The sequence below is a fragment of the Halopiger thermotolerans genome (assembly GCF_054654555.1).
The window spans coordinates 330,221-347,169 of the sequence record NZ_BAAIEU010000001.1; the positions used below are offsets into that span (position 1 = coordinate 330,221).

Genomic DNA, 16,949 nt, shown 5'->3' on the forward strand with positions numbered 1-16,949 from the left:
GGTTCATCGCCGGCCGGTCGCGGACGGTCGCCCGTTCCGTGTATACTTTTCCAAGGGAATTCGGTACCTGAGAGCGTAGTTTCATTTCGGACGACGTTGGGAATCACCCGCATGGATAGGACGGGCGTTCTCACCGTCGTCTTGGTCGTACTGCTGGCCGTCTCCCTGGCGATTACGCCGGCCCTCGCTCAGGAAGGCGTGCAGGGCGGCGAGGACGGAGCAGACGACGAGGGCGGGATCGAGGGCGCGATCAAAGGAGTCGCGGAAGCGCAGGGGGCGATGGGTGCGGTACTCGTCCTCGCCGCGGGCGCGATCCTGTTGACGGTCTGCGTCGAGAAGCTGATCGATTACCTCACGCGAGCGGCCTTGGGGTTGCGGATATCGCTGTTCGCGCTCGCGATCGTCTTCACGGGGTTCGAGTTCGACGATACGATCCTCGCGCTCGTGCTCTCCGACGGCGGCCTCGAGGGGGCGGCGCTGGGGACGGCGCTTGGAACCGGGCTGGCGATCGTCGGCGTCACGCTCGCGCTCGCCGCGATCGTTGAGCCGTTTCCGGTCGACCTGCCGACGGACTACGTCGCCCTCTTCGCGCTGGCGCCGGCGCTGCTGGTGCCGTTCGTCCTCGCGGGAACGCTGACGGTCGTTCACGGCCTCCTGCTCGTCGGCGCGTTCGTCTCGATATTCGGGTACGTCATCGCGCGCGAGTACCGACGCGACACGCCCGTCTTCCGGAACACCGAGCTCGGCGAGGAGCTCCAAGCCGACGGCGGGATCGCCCTCCCCGGCTCGATCTCGGAGATCCCCGAGGATCGCCTCGTCGCGGGCCGGTCCGCCGCCGGCTGGCTCTGGCTCGGCTTCGCCGTGCTCGCGCTCGGCGGCGTCGTCTTCGCGTCGATGCTGCTCGAGGCCGGATCGGAGGTCGCCGTCGACGGGTTCGGCGTCGAGGGAACCGTCTTCGGCGCGACCGTCCTGACTGCGATCCTCACCTTCGAAGACGTCATGCTGACGATCGAACCGGTCCGGCGGGGCGTTCCCGAGATCGGCGTCGGCAACGTCATCGGCAGCGTCCTCTTCTCGGTGACGGGGAACGTCGGCGTGATCATGTTGCTGAGCGAACTCACCGTCTCCGGGCCCGTCCTGACGTTTCACCTGCCGGCGGTGATCGTCGTGACGGCCCTCGCCGCGTACTTCCTCCACGAGGGACGGGTGAAGCGGTGGCACGGGGCCCTGCTCGGCGCGCTCTACGTCGCCTACTGGATCGTTGCGCTCGTCGTCTTCGGTGGCGTTCCGATCGGCGGCTGATCCGTTTCCGGACAAGTGCGCGATTCCCTACCCCCGCGCTTGTCTTTCACCGTCCGCGGTACTCGTCCGTCCCGCCGTCGCGGCGTCCGTCGTTTTCTCGGCGTCGCGGCCGACGCCGCGCAGCGGCCGGCTGCGAGTGCCGGACCATCGTTTACGGATCGCCGGCGCGTACCGCATCGGGATGCTCGAACTCTATCAGGCGGAGGGCTGCCCGCACAGCGAGACGGTCCGCGAAACGCTGACCGACCTCGGCGTCTCGTACGTGATCCACAACCCGCGCCGGCCCGGCCACGAGGGCGGCGACGTGCTCAACGAACAGGCGCTCGACGCGATGACGGCGATCGGCGGTGAGGACATGATTCCGTTCCTCGTCGACACCGACCGCGGGGAGACGCTCTACGAGAGCGAAGACATCGTGGAGTACCTCGAGGAGCACTACGCGTAGCGCGACGCCCGAGTCCGAGGGCGAACGCAGTCAGTCCGCAGCGACCTCGAGTCGCGCCTCCCGTTCCTTCCCGATCGCCTCGACGAGCAGTTCCGCGACGTCGACGATCTCGATCTCGTCCTCGAAATCGCCGGTCTTGCGGCCGTCCTCGTACATCGTCATGCACATCGGGCAGGCGACGACGAACTTCTCGACGGCCGCGCCGGCGGCGGTGTCCTCGAGCGCTTCCCGAAGCCGTTCCTCGCTCGGCTTGGGATCCTCCTCGAAGTCCATCCAGAGGCCGCCACCGCCGCCGCCACAGCAGAACGAATCGGCGCGGTTGCGGGGCATCTCCGCGAGTTCGCAGCCCGTCGCCCGAATGAGTTCGCGCGGCGCCTCGTACTCGTCGTTGTACCGGCCGAGGTGACAGGGGTCATGGTAGGTGACGGTGTACTCGAGTTCGTCGCCGTTCAGATTCAGTTTCCCGTCCTGAACGAGCTCCTCGACGGCCTGCGTCCAGTGGTAGACCTCGATCTCGCCGTCGGCGTTCCAGTCGTCGGTGTAGTCGAACGGCATCATCGGGTCGTCGGCGAACTCCTCGAAGTCGACCTCGGGATACTCGTTTTTGAACGTGTTGTAGGAGTGAGGATCGGTGCAGACGATTTTGTCGAACTCGCAGTCCTCCCACGTCTCGACGTGGTGCCCCGCTAACTCGACGTAGAGGAACTCCTCGCCGATCCGGCGGACATCGTTGCCGTCGTACTTCTCGTCCTCGAAGAGGATGCCGAAGCTCACGTCCGCTTCCTGCAGAATGGTCGCCAGCGACCGGGCGACCCGCTTGTTGCGCTCGTCGTAGCTCGGGTAGTCGCCGACGTACCAGAGGTAGTCGACTTTCTCCTCGCGGGCGTCCGAGATATCGAACTCGAGGTCGTCGGCCCAGTCGGCCCGATTCCGCTGCGAATCGCCGAACGTGTTGCCGTTCTGCATCACGTTCTGGAAGACGTCCTGGACGGTCGCGGGGACGTCGCCCTGATCGGTCATCTGGCGCTGCAGGCGCGTGAACGACTGGAGGTGCTCGATCTCGACCGGACAGGCGTCCATGCAGGCCATACAGGCCATGCAGGACTCCATCGTCTCGGTGTCGATGACCGAGGTCCCACCGTCGGCGATGATCGGCTGCGGTTCGGCGCCGGCCTCGCGCTCCTCCCGGTAGCGCTTGAGATCGAGGATGACGTTGCGCGGGTCCAGCGGCCGATCGGAGGCCTTGGCCGGACAGACCGACGAACAGCGCCCGCACTTGGTACAGGCGTCCTGATCGAGCAGTTCCTTCCAGGTGAAGTCGTCGATGGACTCGGCGTTGGTCGCGTCCAGATCCGCGGGGACGTTCGGCAGCCGCTGGCCGGCCTTCTCGTCGCGCGTGACGACGTTGGCGAACGAGGAGAGCATGTGGAACGGCTTGGCGTACGGGATCCACGCGATGAAGAAGAAGGCCAGCAGCGAGTGGGACCACCAGGCGAGCCAGTGGAGGTTCTCGACGTTCAGCCCGGCGGCGTTGAGCCCGGCCTGTTCGGGACCCAGCGTCGGCAGCCCGGCAGCCTCGAACGCCAGCGCCATCCCGTAAGCGACGAAGCTCACGACCTCGTGGTCCGGAATTCCGGCGCTGTAGACGCGCAGCCCCTCGAGCAGGAAACCGCCGACGCCGAGGAGAAAGAGCGTCCAGACGAAAAGGTCGTCCTCGCCGGTGGTGTGTCGGCCCCAGAGCCGCTCGTTGCGGACCCAGTACCGGCGGTAGATGGCCATCCCGAGGCCGACGACGAACAGCAGGCCCATCGCGTCGACGACGAACTGGTAGGCCAGATAGAAGTCCCCTTCCCAGAAGTGCCCCTGAAAGATCGGCTTGTAGACGTAGCCGTCGACCGCCAGGATCGACGTCGCGATAAAGAGCGTCAGGAAGCCCCAGAGGATGAACGCGTGCATCAACCCGCCGTAGAGGTCCCGATCGAACTGCTTCTCGTTCGAGAGGACGATCTTCGCCGCAGTCAGCGTCCGCGACGGGAGGTCGTTCAGGCGTGCGAAGGGGTCGTCGTCGCCGGCCGCGTACCGGGCGAACCGCCGGTAGACGCCGTACAGGAAAACGGCGATCGTAATCGCCGTCAGGAGATAGAACACGGCGTACTCCGTGGCGCTGATGCCCCAGTAGGTCTCCCGCGCGACGTCCGACTGGGCGATAACGTTCATAGTCAATTACCCGGAAGACTGGACCTTAATTCTTGTCCCGATAGTTACCGGTCCATCCCGTCGCCGTCGTGCGAAAATTCGAAACCATTTGCGAGTTTCCGACGGTTCTACACGATCGATATCTCGCCAACGCTATCTGGCAACAGGCTTAAATAGCCGCCCGTCGGGAGTGTCCACGCATGAACGAAAAAACGGAGGAACTGCGGGACATCTTCACCGACGTCACCGACGGGGAGGAAACCGTCACGGAGTCCCAGGAGGACACGCGGGGCTCCCTCGAGCGGGACGAGCGCACCGACGAGGAGCGCCTCGAGAACGTCATCAGCCAGATGCGCGAGCGCTACGAGTTCGAGACCGATCTCTCGAACGACGAGCTCATCGAGCTCGCGGAGGCGTTCTACGAGGACGAGAGCGACGAGGAGATCGCCGAGGACCTCGGCGTCGACGCCGACGAGGTCTTCGAGGCGCGGATGTCGCTGCACCTCGTCCGCGACGACGACGCCGACGAGGTCGACCTCACGGCGATCCGCGGCCGCGAGGAGGACGACGCGACGCTGGCCGAGGAGTACGGCGTTAGCGAGGACCAGATCCGACGCTACCGCCGCGTCGCGGCTGCCGAGGACCAGTCGCGGACGGCCAACGACCGCTACCGAGACGAGTTCGACAGCATCCTCGCGGACGCCGAACTCTCCGAGCAGATGACGACCGACGTCCGCGAGGACGGCCTCGAGGACGCGACCGAGGGGATGGAGACGGACGTCGACTTCTAACGAGTCGACGGATCGATTCCGCTTGAGGTCGATTCGGCTCGGTTCGGCGGTGACGGGCGAGCACCGTCGACCGCGCGTTTTTGTACGAAGGGGCGGCCAGACGCCCCGTGTCCCGCTCCCTCGTCCCGTTTAGCGATCTTCGAACGGGCGCGTACTGTCCGCGGAAGTGTTACTACCGGCGTACCGCTGACGACGACCAGCGGCAGCCACCCCCGGAGGTCGAGGCCGTGCGCGACCTCGCGACGCGCTACGACGAGTTGCTCGAGGCGCCATCGGCCGCTCTCGCCGACGAACCGATCGCCGTCTCGGCCGCGCAGTACCGGGAGACGCTCGAGGCGACGCGGGAGCGGCTCGGCGGCTCTGCGCTCGAGTCCGAGCCGGGGACTGGAGCGGCCGACGATGCGACCGACGAACGCGACCGCTGGCGCCGCCTCTGCGAGCCCGCTGCTCGGAACGTGCTGGCCGCCGGTCGGGACTGTCGCGGCATCGTCCACAAGGTGCTCGAGGACCCGCTCGAGCCGGTGCTCGTCTCTGCGGGCGCGCCGCCCGAGCGGGGCGTCTGGGACCCCCAGTCGGTCCACGCCGTCGCGGCCGCGAAGGCGCTCGCGTGGGAGCGCGAGACGGCGGTCGACCGGGCCTGGCTCGAGTACCCGGCCTACGGCGTCGTCCGGTCGATCGCGTTGACGACGCGGCGGAAAGCCCGCTACCGGCGGGTGCTGCGGACGGTCCGGGAGCTGGACGGGCCGCCGGCGCGCACGACCAACCGCTCGAAGTGCGAGAGCTGTGAGTTCGCCGACGAGTGTGGCGTTCGAACGCGGACGCTGCGATCGCTGTTGGGGTTCGGATAAACGCGGCCACGCGGTGCGAGGTCGATTCGGCCGATCACTTGGAAAAGAGACTCGTGTGGACCGGCGCGAACCCCTCGGGTTCTGCTCCGGATTCGGTTTCCGCGTCGGTGTCGGTGATCATCCGCCCCGAGAGTCCCTCCTCGAGCAGTTCGGACAGCGGCGGACCGACCTTCTCGGGTTCGACGAGGAAGGCGTCGTGGCCGTGGTCGGACTCGATGACGTGGTGGGCGACGTCGACGTCGGCCTCGCGGGCGGCCTCGGCGAGCGCTTCGGACTGCTCGACGGTGAAGTGCCAGTCGCCGGTAAACGACAGCAGGAGGAGTTCGCCCTCGAAGGCGGCTAAGGCGTCGGCGTCGGACTCGTAGCCCGCCGAGAGGTCGAAGTCGTCCATCGCGCGGGTCATGTAGAGGTAGCTGTTGGCGTCGAACCGGTCGACGAACTTCTCGGCCTGATAGTCGAGGTAGGACTCGACCTCCCGGTAGGGGAAGAAGGCGGCGGCGGGGTCCGGCGGCTCCTCGCGGACCGTCTCCCGGCCCGCCGAGCGGCGGCCGAACTTGCGGGCCATCGAGGCCTTCGAGAGGTACATGATGTGACCGATCTGGCGCGCGCGTGCGAGCCCGTCCTCGGGTTCCGGGCCGCCGTAGTAGTGGCCGCCGTTCCAGTTAGGATCGCTGGTGATCGCCCGGCGGGCGACCGTATCGAGCGCGAGACACTGCGCGTCGAGCCGGCCGGCCGAGGCGACGACGCCCGCTCGCTCGAGGTCGTCGGGGTAGCGACGCAGCCAGTCCAGCACGTTCATGCCGCCGACGCTGCCGCCGACGACGGCATGCAGGCGGCCGACGCCGAGTTCGTCGAGCAACTGCCGCTGTGCGCGGGTCCAGTCCCCGACCGTCACCGGCGGGAAGTCGGTCCCGTAGGGCTCGCCCGTCTCGGGGTTCTCGCTTGCGGGCCCTGTCGTCCCGTAGCACGAACCGGGGTTGTTCGCGCAGATGACGTAGTACTCGCTGGTGTCGATCGCCTTCCCGGGCCCGACGACGTCGCCCCACCAGGCGCGGGCCTGCCCCGCGGTGTCGCCGCCGGAGTCGGGTCGTCGCGCGACGTGCGCGCTGCCGGTTAGGGCGTGGCAGATCAGGACCGCGTTGTCGCCGGTGAACTCGCCGTAGGTCTCGTAGGCGACCTCGAGGGAGGGGATCGACTCGCCGGAGAGGAACTGGAACTCTCCGAGGTCGATCGTGTTTTTCGTCGTCACGGCTGTCCACCCTCGCCGTCAGTCGCCTGCGTCGCCGCCTCGATCGCCTGCTCGAGGTCGGCCAGGATGTCCTCAGGATCCTCGATGCCGACCGACATCCGGATCAGGTCGTCCGTGACGCCGGCCTCCTCGCGTTCCTCGGGCGAAAGCTGGCCGTGCGTCGTGCTCGCGGGGTGGATGACCAGCGTCTTCGCGTCGCCGATGTTCGCGAGGAACTGGGCGACCTCGACGTTCTCGCAGAACGTCTTGCCGGCCTCGAAGCCGCCCTCGAGGCCGAACGCGACCATACCGCCGAAGTCGTCAAGATAGCGGCTGGCGTTGTCGTGGGTCGGGTGGTGCTCGAGGCCCGGGTAGGTGACCCAGGCGACGTCCTCGTGATCGTCGAGGTAGTCCGCGACCACGGCGGCGTTCTCGCAGTGCCGCTGGACCCGCAGGGGCATCGACTCGAGGCCCTGTAGAGTCTGCCAGGCGTCGAACGGCGACTGCTGGTTGCCGAGGCTGCGCAGCGAGCGGAACCGGACCGTTTCGGCGAACGGCGCCTCGGGGAAATCGCGCGAGAAGTCGACGTCGTGGTAGGCGTGGTTCTGGCCGGCGATCTCGTCGTAGCCGTGCGCGCCCCAGTCGAAGGAGCCGCCGTCGACCAGCACGCCGCCGACGGTCGTGCCGGAGCCGTGGAGCCACTTGGTCGTCGACTCCCAGACGACGTCGGCGCCGTGCTCGAGCGGCCGACAAAGCGCGGGCGTGGCGAAGGTGTTGTCGACCACGAGAGGCACGCCGTTGTCGTGGGCGATCTCGGCGACCCGCTCGAAGTCGGGCGTCACGAGCGACGGGTTGCCGATCGTCTCGACGTGGACGAAGGCGGTGTCCTCGTCGATCGCGTCCTCGTACGCGTCGTACTCGAGCGTCGGCACGAACCGGGCCTCGATGTCCCGACGGCTCGCGGTCTTCGAGAAGTAGGCCGTCGTCCCGCCGTAGGTGTCGGTCGAACAGACGACGTTGTCGCCGGCCTCGGCGAGCACGAGGGTCGCCGAGTCCAGCGCGGCCATCCCGCTGGCCGTCGCGACCGCGCCCGTCCCGCCCTCGAGGGCGGCGAGGCGCTCCTCTAAGGTGTTGACGGTGGGGTTGCTGATCCGGGAGTAGATGTAGCCGTCGTCCTCCAGGGCGTAGCGGGCGGCGGCGGTGTCGGCGTCGTCGAAGACGTAGGAGGTCGTCTGGTAGATCGGCGGTGCCATCGCCCCCGTTTCGGGATCGGGATGCTGTCCCGCGTGGACGCTTCGCGTTCCGAGCCCGCGCCCGGAACAGTCCGACTCGTCGGTCCCGTCGCTCGCGTCGTCGCTCATGTTTAGTATGCATACTACTCCACGCACATATGCGCCTCAGTAACGGCAAAATCCGCTGACCGTGGGTGAAAATCACACGGTTCGACGGACGACGGGGCGGCCGGTCGAAAACGATTCGAACGGGCGACGGCGGGCAGCGAACCGAACGGTGGAGGGTCGACGGAAAAGGAAGGGGAGGGCGAAATCGGCGAGCGTCACCGCACGCGACCGAGTCGACTACCGGTTGTAGCCGTGACCGACGTACAGCGCGAGCACGTTGACCGCGAGCAGCGCGAGGAACGTGAGGGTGACGCCCGGATCACCCAGTCCCTGCGCGAGCAGCGGGAGGTGGACGAAGGGGAGGGCGATTGCGACCCAGAACGAGAGGAACTGGGCGGGACCTTTGAGCGAGCGGAGGACTCGTCGTTGTCGATCCGCCTCAGGGTTGGACGGACCGATCGATTCGTTCGAGAGCGGGGAGTGGTTTGACATCGTCGTCGGTTCACCTCTGCGTACGACGGACATTCACTCCGGACATCATATAATGGGCCGAACATTGGCGTCGTTTCGGTCCGTTTCACGTCCGTAGCCGGCGGTGAACCACGATTCGAAACGGCTCGAGATCGCGTCTAAAATTTTAAAACAGTCTCTCAAGCAGTATTTTCGATCTGGATTGAGTGTCTCCCCGAGGAGAACGAGAGGCGTCAAACCCGCCGTTGGCCGCAACCGGTCAGAATGGAGATGCGAAATGCCAATAGATAATGTGTATTGGTAACTAGTCCGTACTAGGACCGTCGAACCAGTCAGCCCCGAGCATGACCGGCGGCACCGCCGAGCGCAATCCCCTTGTACCGTGGCTCCGATCGGTCCGACATGAGCGAGCGCACGGCGACCGTGACCCGCGAAACGGCCGAGACGGCCATCGAGTGTACGATCGCGATCGACGGGGACGGGACCGCGGCGGTCGACACCGGTATCGGTTTCTTCGATCACATGCTCGAGTCAGTCGCCAAACACGGCCTGTTCGACCTCGAGGTCGACTGCGACGGGGACCTCGAGATCGACGACCATCACACGGTCGAGGACGTGGCGATCGCGCTCGGGCAGGCCGTCGACGAGGCGCTGGGCGACCGCGCGGGGATCGTCCGCTACGCGGATCGCCGCGTCCCGCTGGACGAGGCCGTCGCCGGGGCCGTCGTCGACGTCAGCGGCCGGCCGCGGTTCTACTTCGAGGGCAACTTTTCACAGGAGTCGATCGGCGGGTTCACCAGCGACATGGCCCGCCACTTCGCCGAGTCGCTGGCGATGAACGCCGGCCTGACGCTGCACCTCGAGGTGACGGGCGAGAACGCCCACCACGAGGTCGAGGCGCTGTTCAAGGCGCTGGCGCGGACGCTCGACGACGCGACGCGGCTCGACGAGCGCCGGGAGGGAACGCCGAGTACGAAGGGAACGCTGAACGAGTAGCGACGGGACGCTCGGTCGACACTGACCGCTCGTTTGGCACTGATTTACGATCGGTTTGACTTTCGAAACGGCGAGTCCGAGACCGCCGGTCCGAGACCGAGCGCGTTAGGCCCGGTGTAACTCGCCGTCGCGGTCGACGAACTCGTCGTTCGCGATCGCGTGGTCGATGATCGCGTCGACCGCCGCGGGCTCGAGGTCGTACGCGCCGGCCGCCAGTTCCGCCGCGTCGTCCCTGTCGACGGGGAACTCGCGGTTGCGAAGCAGCCGGATCACCTTGCCGTAGGCCTGCGGCGGGCGGTTCGCGCCCGTGTCGGTCCCGTCGGCGGTTCCGCTCGCGTCGCTCGAGCCGGGATCGGACTCCGACTCGGACGATCGTGCTGCCGTCCGGTCGGTATCCGCCGGTTCCTCGGTGTCGTCCGGTTCGACCGCTCCGTCCGGGTTCTGTTCAGACCGATCCGCACTCGAGTCGACGCCGTCCGCCGCGTCGGTCTCGAACGTAACCCCCGACTCCGGTTCCGACGACGGCCCGTCGGCGGTAGCGTCGGCAGCAGCAGCGGTCGCGCTCGAGTCGCCGTCCGAGACCGTCGCGTTCTGACCGGTCGTCCGCCGGCGCGTTCGCGTGGTTTCGTCGGCGGCTGCGACGACGGTTCCCGAATCTGACGCCGCGTCAGCCGTGCCGTTCGAATCCGAGTCGCCGCTTTCCGCCGGCGCCGCACCGGCTCGGGCCCGAGCGAGCAACGGCTCGAGCAGCGTCTCGAGTCGGGCCCTGCAGTCCTCACAGCAGACGACGCGGCGCTGTTCGGCCTCGGTCGGCTCGAGTTCGGGCGGGACGACCTCGAACGCGCCGACCGCCTCGGCGTCACAGAAGTCACAGCTCCGGAGTGCGCGCATGGATACGGGCGCCGGTAGGCGCCGGGCGGGTAAAAACGTCCGTCAGACGGGTCGGCACGGGTTCGAGCGCCGGCGCGGCCCTCGAGCGGCCGAACTGCCAGCGCTGGGGGAGGGCGACCGACGACAACCACCGACCATTATACTCTCGCCCCCGTACACCCGGGAAGAATCGACGAATGTTCGACGAAATCATGGAGAAGTTCGAGGGATCGCCGAGCCAGCAGGCGGTGATCCGACTGCTCCTCGAGCGGGGCTTCTCGGTCAACGACGAGGGGCGGGTCGTCTCGGGCGGCATCGAGATTCCGAACACCGGGATCGCGCGGGAGATCGACGTCGACCGGCGGGTCGTCGACTCGACGACGGACGTCATCCTCGAGGATCCGGAACTGCGGCGGATCTTCCAGAACATCTCGCAGGTGCCGAGCCTGATGGACCTCGCGCCGGTGCTCGATCTGACGGTGCTGACGATCACCCCCGACAACGCCGAACAGGAGGGCATCGTCGCGGGCATCACCGGCACGCTGGCCGACAACGGCATCTCGATCCGCCAGACCATCAGCGAGGACCCGGAGTTCACCGACGAGCCGAAACTCTACCTGATCACCGACCAAGAGCTGCCGGGTGACGTGATCACCGAGATTCGAGACCTCGAGTACGTTCGCAAGATCGAACTGCAGTAGTCGCGGACGGATCAGGCGTCCTCGAGTACCCGCTCGAGCGCGCTCGTGAGTTCCTCGAACCGGTCCATCGACATGCTATCGGTCGTCACCCAGACGCCGTGTTCGCCGCGGATGACTCGGGAGAGATAGCCGTTTTCGAACATCCGGATCGTCGCCTCGTAGTCGCCCAGTTGCGTGTTCCGGTAGGCCGACTGCGAGCGAAAGCCCATCCGCTCGTGTTCGGCGAAGCCGACGAGGTCGGCGGTCCGCTCTAGGTCCGACCGGAGATAGAGCTGATCGACCTCGTCCTCGGTGAAGTACGTGACGCTGCGGAGTTCGTCGCCGACCGTCGTTCGGCAGACGGACATGATCTCGTCGGCCAGTTCGGGATCGATGTCGACGTCTTTCATGAGTGTCACTATCACGGCGACGACGATAAAAGGTGAGTACGGTTCGACCCGGCCGTAGTGTCGACGGGAGTGTCCACGGGACGGCCCTCGAGGCCGCGAGCGCGGGACCGACGGTCTCTTTTCGGCGGCGACCGTAGAGTCGCTATGGTCGAGACGCGGGTCAACGGCGGTGACCGGCCGTGAGTCGAACGTTCGAGACGATCGCCGAGCCCGCGACCGCGGAGTTCGTCGTCCAGGGGTCGGAGTTCATCGGGCACGCCCGACCCGTCGACTCCGTCGACGCCGCGGAGGCGTTCGTCGAGCGGATCCGCGAGGAGTACGCCGACGCCACCCACAACGTCCCCGCCTACCGGGTGCGGGCCGACGCCGACGGCGACCTCCTGCGGGAGTACTCGAGCGACGACGGCGAGCCCTCCGGTTCGGCGGGCAAGCCGGCGCTGAACGTCCTCGAACAGCGCGACCTCGAGAACTGCGCGGTCGTGGTCACCCGCTACTTCGGCGGCACCGAACTCGGCGTCGGCGGGCTCGTCCGGGCCTACTCGCGGGCGGTCAAAGAGGCAGTCGACGCGGCCGGCGTCGTGGAGCAACGCCCCCACGAGCGGGTTGCGGTCACCGTCGAGTACGACGATTCGGGCACCGTCCGCGGGATCCTCGAGAGCGAGGGCTACGAGTTCGAGGCCGACTACGCGGCCGAGGTCACCTTCGACGTCCGCGTGCCCCTCGAGGAGGCCGACCCCTTCCGCGATCGGTTGCGCAGCGCGACCAGCGGGCGGGTCGACCTCGGCGCGGACGACGAGTAACTGATTCTCCGGGAGCGATTCGAGTCGAGAAAAGCGCAGTAGTGCGGCGAACTGAGCGAGCGGGGGTCGGTTAGGCGTCGGTCGCCGCCGGCGCGGAGAGGCCCGACTCGCTCTCGTCGGCCACCCGTCGGTTGCGGACGGAGAAGCCGACGAGCAGCGCCAGGCCGACGGCGCGAAGCGACACCGTGAGCGGGAAGATCGTCAGCGCCGCCGGAACGCCGGCCAGTTCGATCGCGGCCTCGAGGATGAGCAGCGGGATCTCCGGCACCATCAGTAGGATCGAAGCGAGCGAGTAGACCGCCCGTTCCGCCCCCGAGACGGCGGCGAACTGGTACCCGATGATCGTCACGCCGAGCGCGTAGATCCCGAGGAACATGCCGAGCACCGGGATGACGACCTCAGGAACGAAGAACCCGAGGTCCGCGACGTCGGCCAGACTGATGACGGCGTTCGTCCAGCTACCGTCCTCGCCGCGCTGCAACAGGAGAATGCCCGGCGAGAAGACGAAGGCGAACGGGACCAGGATCTTGTTCAGCGAGAGCAGGAACGCGGTCGTCGCCGTCTCGAGTTCGTCGGCTTTGGCGACGCCGGCGCCGGCGAACGCGGCGACGGCGACCGGCGGCGTCACGTCGGCCATCAGCCCGAAGTAGAGCACGAACAGGTGCGCCGCCAGCGCGACGATGCCCGCCTCGACCAGCGGCGTCTCGAGCATCGCGATCAGGATGATGTACATCGCGGTCGTCGGCATCCCCATCCCGAAGATGATCGACGCGACGCCGGTCAGCGAGAGCAGGATCAGCGTCGATCCGCCGCTGACGGCGTCGATGAGCGCCGCGAGGTTCGGGCCGAGCCCGGTGACGCTGATGACCCCCGGCACGACGCCGGCGGCGGCCACGGCGACGACGACCGTCGTCGCGGTTCGCGCGCCCGAGTCCATCGATTTCAGGACGAACGAGACGAACCGGTAGGCCATGTTCGACTCCAGCCCCGGCCGCCCGATTGCCATCGCGGTCCGATCGGCGAACTGGTCGACGTCGTCCTCGAACTCGAGGAACGGCGAGTCGGACCGCGGCCGGGCGAGCAGGAACGCGAGACTGACGAGGACCGCGATCGTCCCGAGATCGCCGAACGCGGCGGCCGCGGCGGCGCCGGCGGAGAGGGACTCGGCGGCCGCGCCGGTGTCGGTTCCAGCCCGGATCGCGCTCGCGATTCCGGTGCCGGTGACGGCGTACGCTGCGGTCTGTGCGAGGTAGATGGCCCCGATCGTCCCGAGCAGCGGGACGCGGGTGTGCTCGTTGTACGCGGCGACGACCGAGATCAGGGCGATGATGGCGACGATGGTGTACCAGCCGGAGCGGCTGATCGACAGCCGAGCGACGACGAGGAAGTACAGCAGGAGGACGACCGGAACCAGGTAGAACCATCCCTCGCGGAACCGGGATCGCACGTTCGGTAACTCCGCCCGCGGCAGGCCGCCGATGCCGCCCCGAACCGCCTCGAAGTGGACCATGACCCACATCCCGAAGAAGAAGGCGATCGCGGGCAGCGTGGCAGCGACGATGACGTCCGCGTACGGGACGCCGAGCAACTCGACGATCAGGAAGGCGGCGGCGCCCATCACCGGCGGGAGCACCTGCCCGCCCGAGGAGGCCGAGGATTCGACCGCACCGGAGAACGAGGGGGAGTACCCCGAGCGTTTCATCAGCGGAATCGTAAACGCCCCGGTCGTCACGGTGTTGGCGATCGACGACCCGGAGAGCATCCCCATGAAGCCGCTCGAGACGACGCTGGCCTTGGCGGGGCCACCCTTTCGGGTCCCGGTCAGCGAGTACGCGAGGTCGATGAACCACTTTCCGGCGCCGCTCATCTCGAGGAAGGCGCCGAACAGGATGAAGATGTAGATGAAGCGGACGCTGACGGTGACGGGCGTGCTCATCACGCCCGCTTCGACCGTGTACCAGAGGTTGTAGACGATGTTGCTCCACGTCTCGGTCTGGATCGCCAGCGAGCCCAGGATCGAGTCCCGGGGGACGATGTGCCCCCATCGAGCGTAGACGATAAAGAAGGCGACCAGCCCCATGAGCAGGGGACCGAGCGTCCGACGGGTCGCCTCGAGGACCAGCAACAGCCCCAGAACCCCGAGCAGGAAGGCGTAGGACATGTCGCCGAGCGGGATTCCGACGGCCCCGAACCCGGTTACGAGCGCCTCGACGATCGGGTTGGTGTACACCTCCTGGACCGGGCTCACGGCCTGGATACCGAAGACGGGGATCTGTCGGATTTCGTCGAACTGGGTCACGATGTAGTGCGCCGGCAGCAGCGAGAGGAAGATCAGGACGACGTCGACGGGCGTGACCCGTCGCATCGCCGGATCGACGAACGCCCAGCGGGCGCCGTCGCCGAGCCGTTCGACGATCCGAGTCGGGGCACTATCCGGGCCGAATCGCTGGCGAACGGCGGGTTCGATCCGTCCGAGTCGCCGCGCGATAGGGCCGTCGCCCCGCGTCGGTGGAAACAGCAGAAACGCCAATACCAGCGCGAAGGTCACGTGGATCGCGTTGATCTGGAGTTGCTGCAGCGATTGCCCGTAGCCGACCTCGCCGAGGTACGGGAGCGTCGCCGCGAACGTGCGGCCGCGGGCGGCGAGCCACAGCTGGAACGCCGAGAACGTGATGGCGACGAGACCGACGAGACCGGCGACCAGCCCGCCGAGCGTTCGCCGGCGCTGGACTTCCTGTAGGATCTCTTCCTGTTCTTCCTCCGAGAGTGTCTCCGTATTGGGCGTGTCTTCGCTCATAGCTGATCAGGGAAAGGAGTGACCGAGTCCGGAGCGGGTACCGGCTCGAGCGGCCGGTCGGCCGCCAGCGGATCGGACAGTCGCTCGGAGAGGCCGCGCTCCTCAACCGAGAGGACCACCGGGCCGTCCGAGCGAGCGACCAGGTCGTAGCGCTCGTCGCCGACGACGAGTTCGTGGCCGGCGACCGAGCCCGGAACGACGCCCAGTTCCGTGTACGACGCGTTCGGGTAGACGACGAAGCCGTCCTCGGTCTCCTCGATCGGTCCGCTGGTCGGCAGCCCCGCTCCGTGCGAGTAAAAGACCATCCGATCCATCCGCAGTTCCGTCCCGTCGACGACGTAGACGTCCTCGACGGGCGTTTTCTCGACGCTGTGCGTGTACGCGAGCGTCACTTCGGTCCCGTCGTCGACCGGCGCTTCGATCAGGTGCTCTCCGGTATCGGCGTCCGCGACGACGAGCGTCTTCTCGTCCGCGGCGGTCGCGACGGCGATAGCCGACGCTCCGAGCACTGTCAGTACGAAAAAGGCAACGACGACGTGCCGACGGGTTACGTTCACGGTCAAGAGATGAAAGGGTGGGTCCCGAGCCGGTGTTAGTTGAAGTACGCTGCGGCGCCGGGGTGGAGGTCGATCGGCATCCCGTCCTGGGCGGAATCGGCGCTGATGAACTCGGCCTTCTGCGTGATCTGGTCGGTGTTGTCGAAGATGGCCGTCGTGACTTCCTCGACGATCTCCTCGTCGACCGCCTCGTGCGTGGCGATCATCGCCTGGACCGAGACGGTCTCAACGTCCTCGTCGATGCCGTCGTACGTGCCGGCGGGGACGGTGTCCTCGGCGAACCACTCGGCGTCGCCCATGATGGTTTCGCGAACGTCGCCGGAGATCTCGACCAGCGAGATGTCCGAGGTCGTCGCCAGCTCCTCGATGGAGCCGACCGGCCAGCCGCCGACGACGAAGGCCGCGTCGACGTCGCCGTCGCGGATCTGGTCGGCCGCGGTCGCGAAGTCGGAGTTCTGCTCCTCGAAGTCGCCCTCCGAGAGCCCCGCGGACTCGAGGATCTGCAGGGCGTTGACCTGCGTCCCGCTGCCGAGGTCGCCGGTGTTGACCGTCGCGCCCTCGAGGTCAGAAAGGGACTCGACGCCCGAGTCAGCCTGCGTGATGACGTGGATCGTCTCGGGGTACAGCGTCGCGACGCCGCGGATGTTCTCCAGGGCGTTGCCCTCGAACTCCTCGAGGCCGGTGCCGTTGTACGCGAAGTACGCGATGTCGTTCTGGATCAGGGCGAACTCGGTTTCCTCGCGGCCGAGGGCGCCGACGTTCTCGACGCTCGCGCCGGTCGACTGCACCTGCAGGTCGTGGGGCGTGTTCTCCGAGACGATGCTCTTGAAGTCGCCCGACAGCGGGTAGTAGGTGCCACCCGTGCCGCCGGCGTACCACGAGAGGATCTCCCCGCCCTCGTCGGGGTTGGCGTCCTCGGAGGCGTTGCCGTTGCCACCGTCGCCGCCGTTACCGCCGTTACCGTTGCCGTTGCCGCTATCTTCGGCGTCCTCGCCAACACAACCCGCGAGTCCTGCTACTCCAGCAATCCCACTTGCAGCGATGAATCGTCGTCGATTGATGTCTTGCACCATATCACCTGTATCTCTGCTATTATACTAATAGAGTCTTCGATTTCCCTTTGAGACACGTACCATTCTAGAGTTTTTCCTGTCAAACATATTCCCAATATTTAATAAATAGGAATAGAAGCACGGCCTGAGAACGGGCCGCTACGGC

At 67.0% G+C, this 16,949-nt stretch carries 16 protein-coding genes; 7 read left to right on the top strand and 9 right to left on the bottom strand.

Translation table 11 applies throughout. The features are described from left to right. The first annotated feature begins 111 nt into the window (after positions 1-111). Together ACYQ26_RS01725 and ACYQ26_RS01730 are read left to right on the top strand one after the other, a co-directional pair. Positions 112-1,302: a sodium:calcium antiporter gene (locus ACYQ26_RS01725; protein WP_459806560.1), complete on the top strand. Its 1,191-nt coding sequence runs from the start codon at positions 112-114 to the stop codon at positions 1,300-1,302. A 181-nt stretch (positions 1,303-1,483) separates the two neighbouring features. Continuing rightward, entirely contained in the window at positions 1,484-1,747 is a 264-nt protein-coding gene (locus ACYQ26_RS01730) for a glutathione S-transferase N-terminal domain-containing protein (protein WP_459806561.1), read from the top strand. 30 nt (positions 1,748-1,777) lie between these two features. Here the strand turns inward: ACYQ26_RS01730 and ACYQ26_RS01735 are convergent, their stop codons facing one another. Then, positions 1,778-3,964 (bottom strand): heterodisulfide reductase-related iron-sulfur binding cluster, encoded by a 2,187-nt coding sequence (locus ACYQ26_RS01735; protein ID WP_459806562.1) that lies wholly within the window; start codon positions 3,962-3,964, stop codon positions 1,778-1,780. Positions 3,965-4,143: 179 nt separating this feature from the next. Here ACYQ26_RS01735 and ACYQ26_RS01740 point away from each other — a divergent pair, with 179 nt between their 5' ends. After that, on the top strand, positions 4,144-4,734 hold the full coding sequence (locus tag ACYQ26_RS01740) for a conditioned medium-induced protein 4 (RefSeq protein ID WP_459806563.1): 591 nt from the start codon (positions 4,144-4,146) through the stop codon (positions 4,732-4,734). A 107-nt stretch (positions 4,735-4,841) separates the two neighbouring features. Further along, positions 4,842-5,582 carry a CRISPR-associated protein Cas4 gene (locus ACYQ26_RS01745; protein ID WP_459806564.1) on the top strand — a complete coding sequence of 247 codons (741 nt, stop codon included), beginning with the start codon at positions 4,842-4,844 and terminating at the stop codon, positions 5,580-5,582. Positions 5,583-5,616: 34 nt separating this feature from the next. Here the strand turns inward: ACYQ26_RS01745 and metX are convergent, their stop codons facing one another. The 3 genes from metX to ACYQ26_RS01760 all read right to left on the bottom strand — a co-directional run bounded on the left by metX (position 5,617) and on the right by ACYQ26_RS01760 (position 8,642). After that, positions 5,617-6,831 carry a homoserine O-acetyltransferase MetX gene (gene metX / locus ACYQ26_RS01750; protein ID WP_459806565.1) on the bottom strand — a complete coding sequence of 405 codons (1,215 nt, stop codon included), beginning with the start codon at positions 6,829-6,831 and terminating at the stop codon, positions 5,617-5,619. Further along, positions 6,828-8,171 (bottom strand): O-acetylhomoserine aminocarboxypropyltransferase/cysteine synthase family protein, encoded by a 1,344-nt coding sequence (locus ACYQ26_RS01755; protein WP_459806566.1) that lies wholly within the window; start codon positions 8,169-8,171, stop codon positions 6,828-6,830. The genes metX and ACYQ26_RS01755 overlap by 4 nt, the downstream gene beginning before the upstream one ends. A gap of 216 nt (positions 8,172-8,387) precedes the next feature. After that, a complete protein-coding gene (locus ACYQ26_RS01760) occupies positions 8,388-8,642 on the bottom strand; it encodes a DUF8028 family protein (protein WP_459806567.1) in 255 nt (84 codons plus the stop codon). 381 nt (positions 8,643-9,023) lie between these two features. Here ACYQ26_RS01760 and hisB point away from each other — a divergent pair, with 381 nt between their 5' ends. Further along, positions 9,024-9,617 (top strand): imidazoleglycerol-phosphate dehydratase HisB, encoded by a 594-nt coding sequence (gene hisB / locus ACYQ26_RS01765; RefSeq protein WP_459806568.1) that lies wholly within the window; start codon positions 9,024-9,026, stop codon positions 9,615-9,617. Between the two features lie 105 nt (positions 9,618-9,722). Here hisB and ACYQ26_RS01770 read toward each other — a convergent pair whose 3' ends face one another. After that, on the bottom strand, positions 9,723-10,508 hold the full coding sequence (locus tag ACYQ26_RS01770; RefSeq protein WP_459806569.1) for a hypothetical protein: 786 nt from the start codon (positions 10,506-10,508) through the stop codon (positions 9,723-9,725). 176 nt (positions 10,509-10,684) lie between these two features. Between ACYQ26_RS01770 and trpY the strand changes: the two genes are divergently transcribed. Continuing rightward, on the top strand, positions 10,685-11,188 hold the full coding sequence (gene trpY, locus ACYQ26_RS01775) for a TrpY family transcription regulator (RefSeq protein ID WP_459806570.1): 504 nt from the start codon (positions 10,685-10,687) through the stop codon (positions 11,186-11,188). A gap of 11 nt (positions 11,189-11,199) precedes the next feature. On the opposite strand, the gene ACYQ26_RS01780 is transcribed toward trpY, so the two are convergent. Continuing rightward, positions 11,200-11,577 carry a DUF7522 family protein gene (locus tag ACYQ26_RS01780; protein ID WP_459806571.1) on the bottom strand — a complete coding sequence of 126 codons (378 nt, stop codon included), beginning with the start codon at positions 11,575-11,577 and terminating at the stop codon, positions 11,200-11,202. Positions 11,578-11,756: 179 nt separating this feature from the next. On the opposite strand from ACYQ26_RS01780, the gene ACYQ26_RS01785 reads away from it, so the two are divergent. Then, positions 11,757-12,377, top strand: coding sequence for an IMPACT family protein (locus ACYQ26_RS01785; protein WP_459806572.1), 621 nt, complete (start codon positions 11,757-11,759; stop codon positions 12,375-12,377). 70 nt (positions 12,378-12,447) lie between these two features. Here the strand turns inward: ACYQ26_RS01785 and ACYQ26_RS01790 are convergent, their stop codons facing one another. The 3 genes from ACYQ26_RS01790 to ACYQ26_RS01800 form a co-directional block, all read right to left on the bottom strand. After that, positions 12,448-15,174, bottom strand: a complete 2,727-nt coding sequence (locus ACYQ26_RS01790) for a TRAP transporter permease (protein WP_459806573.1) — start codon at positions 15,172-15,174, stop codon at positions 12,448-12,450. After that, positions 15,171-15,683 carry a DUF1850 domain-containing protein gene (locus ACYQ26_RS01795; RefSeq protein WP_459806574.1) on the bottom strand — a complete coding sequence of 171 codons (513 nt, stop codon included), beginning with the start codon at positions 15,681-15,683 and terminating at the stop codon, positions 15,171-15,173. Before ACYQ26_RS01795 ends, ACYQ26_RS01790 begins: the two co-directional genes overlap by 4 nt. Positions 15,684-15,766: 83 nt before the next feature. Further along, on the bottom strand, positions 15,767-16,804 hold the full coding sequence (locus ACYQ26_RS01800) for a TAXI family TRAP transporter solute-binding subunit (RefSeq protein ID WP_459806575.1): 1,038 nt from the start codon (positions 16,802-16,804) through the stop codon (positions 15,767-15,769). Positions 16,805-16,949: the final 145 nt, after the last annotated feature.

Coding starts and splice junctions, on each gene's coding strand:
- ACYQ26_RS01770 (WP_459806569.1), bottom strand. CDS start 10,508: ATGCGCGCACTCCGGAGCTGTGACTTCTGTGACGCCGAGGCGGTCGGC.
- ACYQ26_RS01790 (WP_459806573.1), bottom strand. CDS start 15,174: ATGAGCGAAGACACGCCCAATACGGAGACACTCTCGGAGGAAGAACAG.
- trpY (WP_459806570.1), top strand. CDS start 10,685: ATGTTCGACGAAATCATGGAGAAGTTCGAGGGATCGCCGAGCCAGCAG.
- ACYQ26_RS01735 (WP_459806562.1), bottom strand. CDS start 3,964: ATGAACGTTATCGCCCAGTCGGACGTCGCGCGGGAGACCTACTGGGGC.
- hisB (WP_459806568.1), top strand. CDS start 9,024: ATGAGCGAGCGCACGGCGACCGTGACCCGCGAAACGGCCGAGACGGCC.
- ACYQ26_RS01760 (WP_459806567.1), bottom strand. CDS start 8,642: ATGTCAAACCACTCCCCGCTCTCGAACGAATCGATCGGTCCGTCCAAC.
- ACYQ26_RS01730 (WP_459806561.1), top strand. CDS start 1,484: ATGCTCGAACTCTATCAGGCGGAGGGCTGCCCGCACAGCGAGACGGTC.
- ACYQ26_RS01780 (WP_459806571.1), bottom strand. CDS start 11,577: ATGAAAGACGTCGACATCGATCCCGAACTGGCCGACGAGATCATGTCC.
- ACYQ26_RS01800 (WP_459806575.1), bottom strand. CDS start 16,804: ATGGTGCAAGACATCAATCGACGACGATTCATCGCTGCAAGTGGGATT.
- ACYQ26_RS01725 (WP_459806560.1), top strand. CDS start 112: ATGGATAGGACGGGCGTTCTCACCGTCGTCTTGGTCGTACTGCTGGCC.
- ACYQ26_RS01755 (WP_459806566.1), bottom strand. CDS start 8,171: ATGAGCGACGACGCGAGCGACGGGACCGACGAGTCGGACTGTTCCGGG.
- ACYQ26_RS01740 (WP_459806563.1), top strand. CDS start 4,144: ATGAACGAAAAAACGGAGGAACTGCGGGACATCTTCACCGACGTCACC.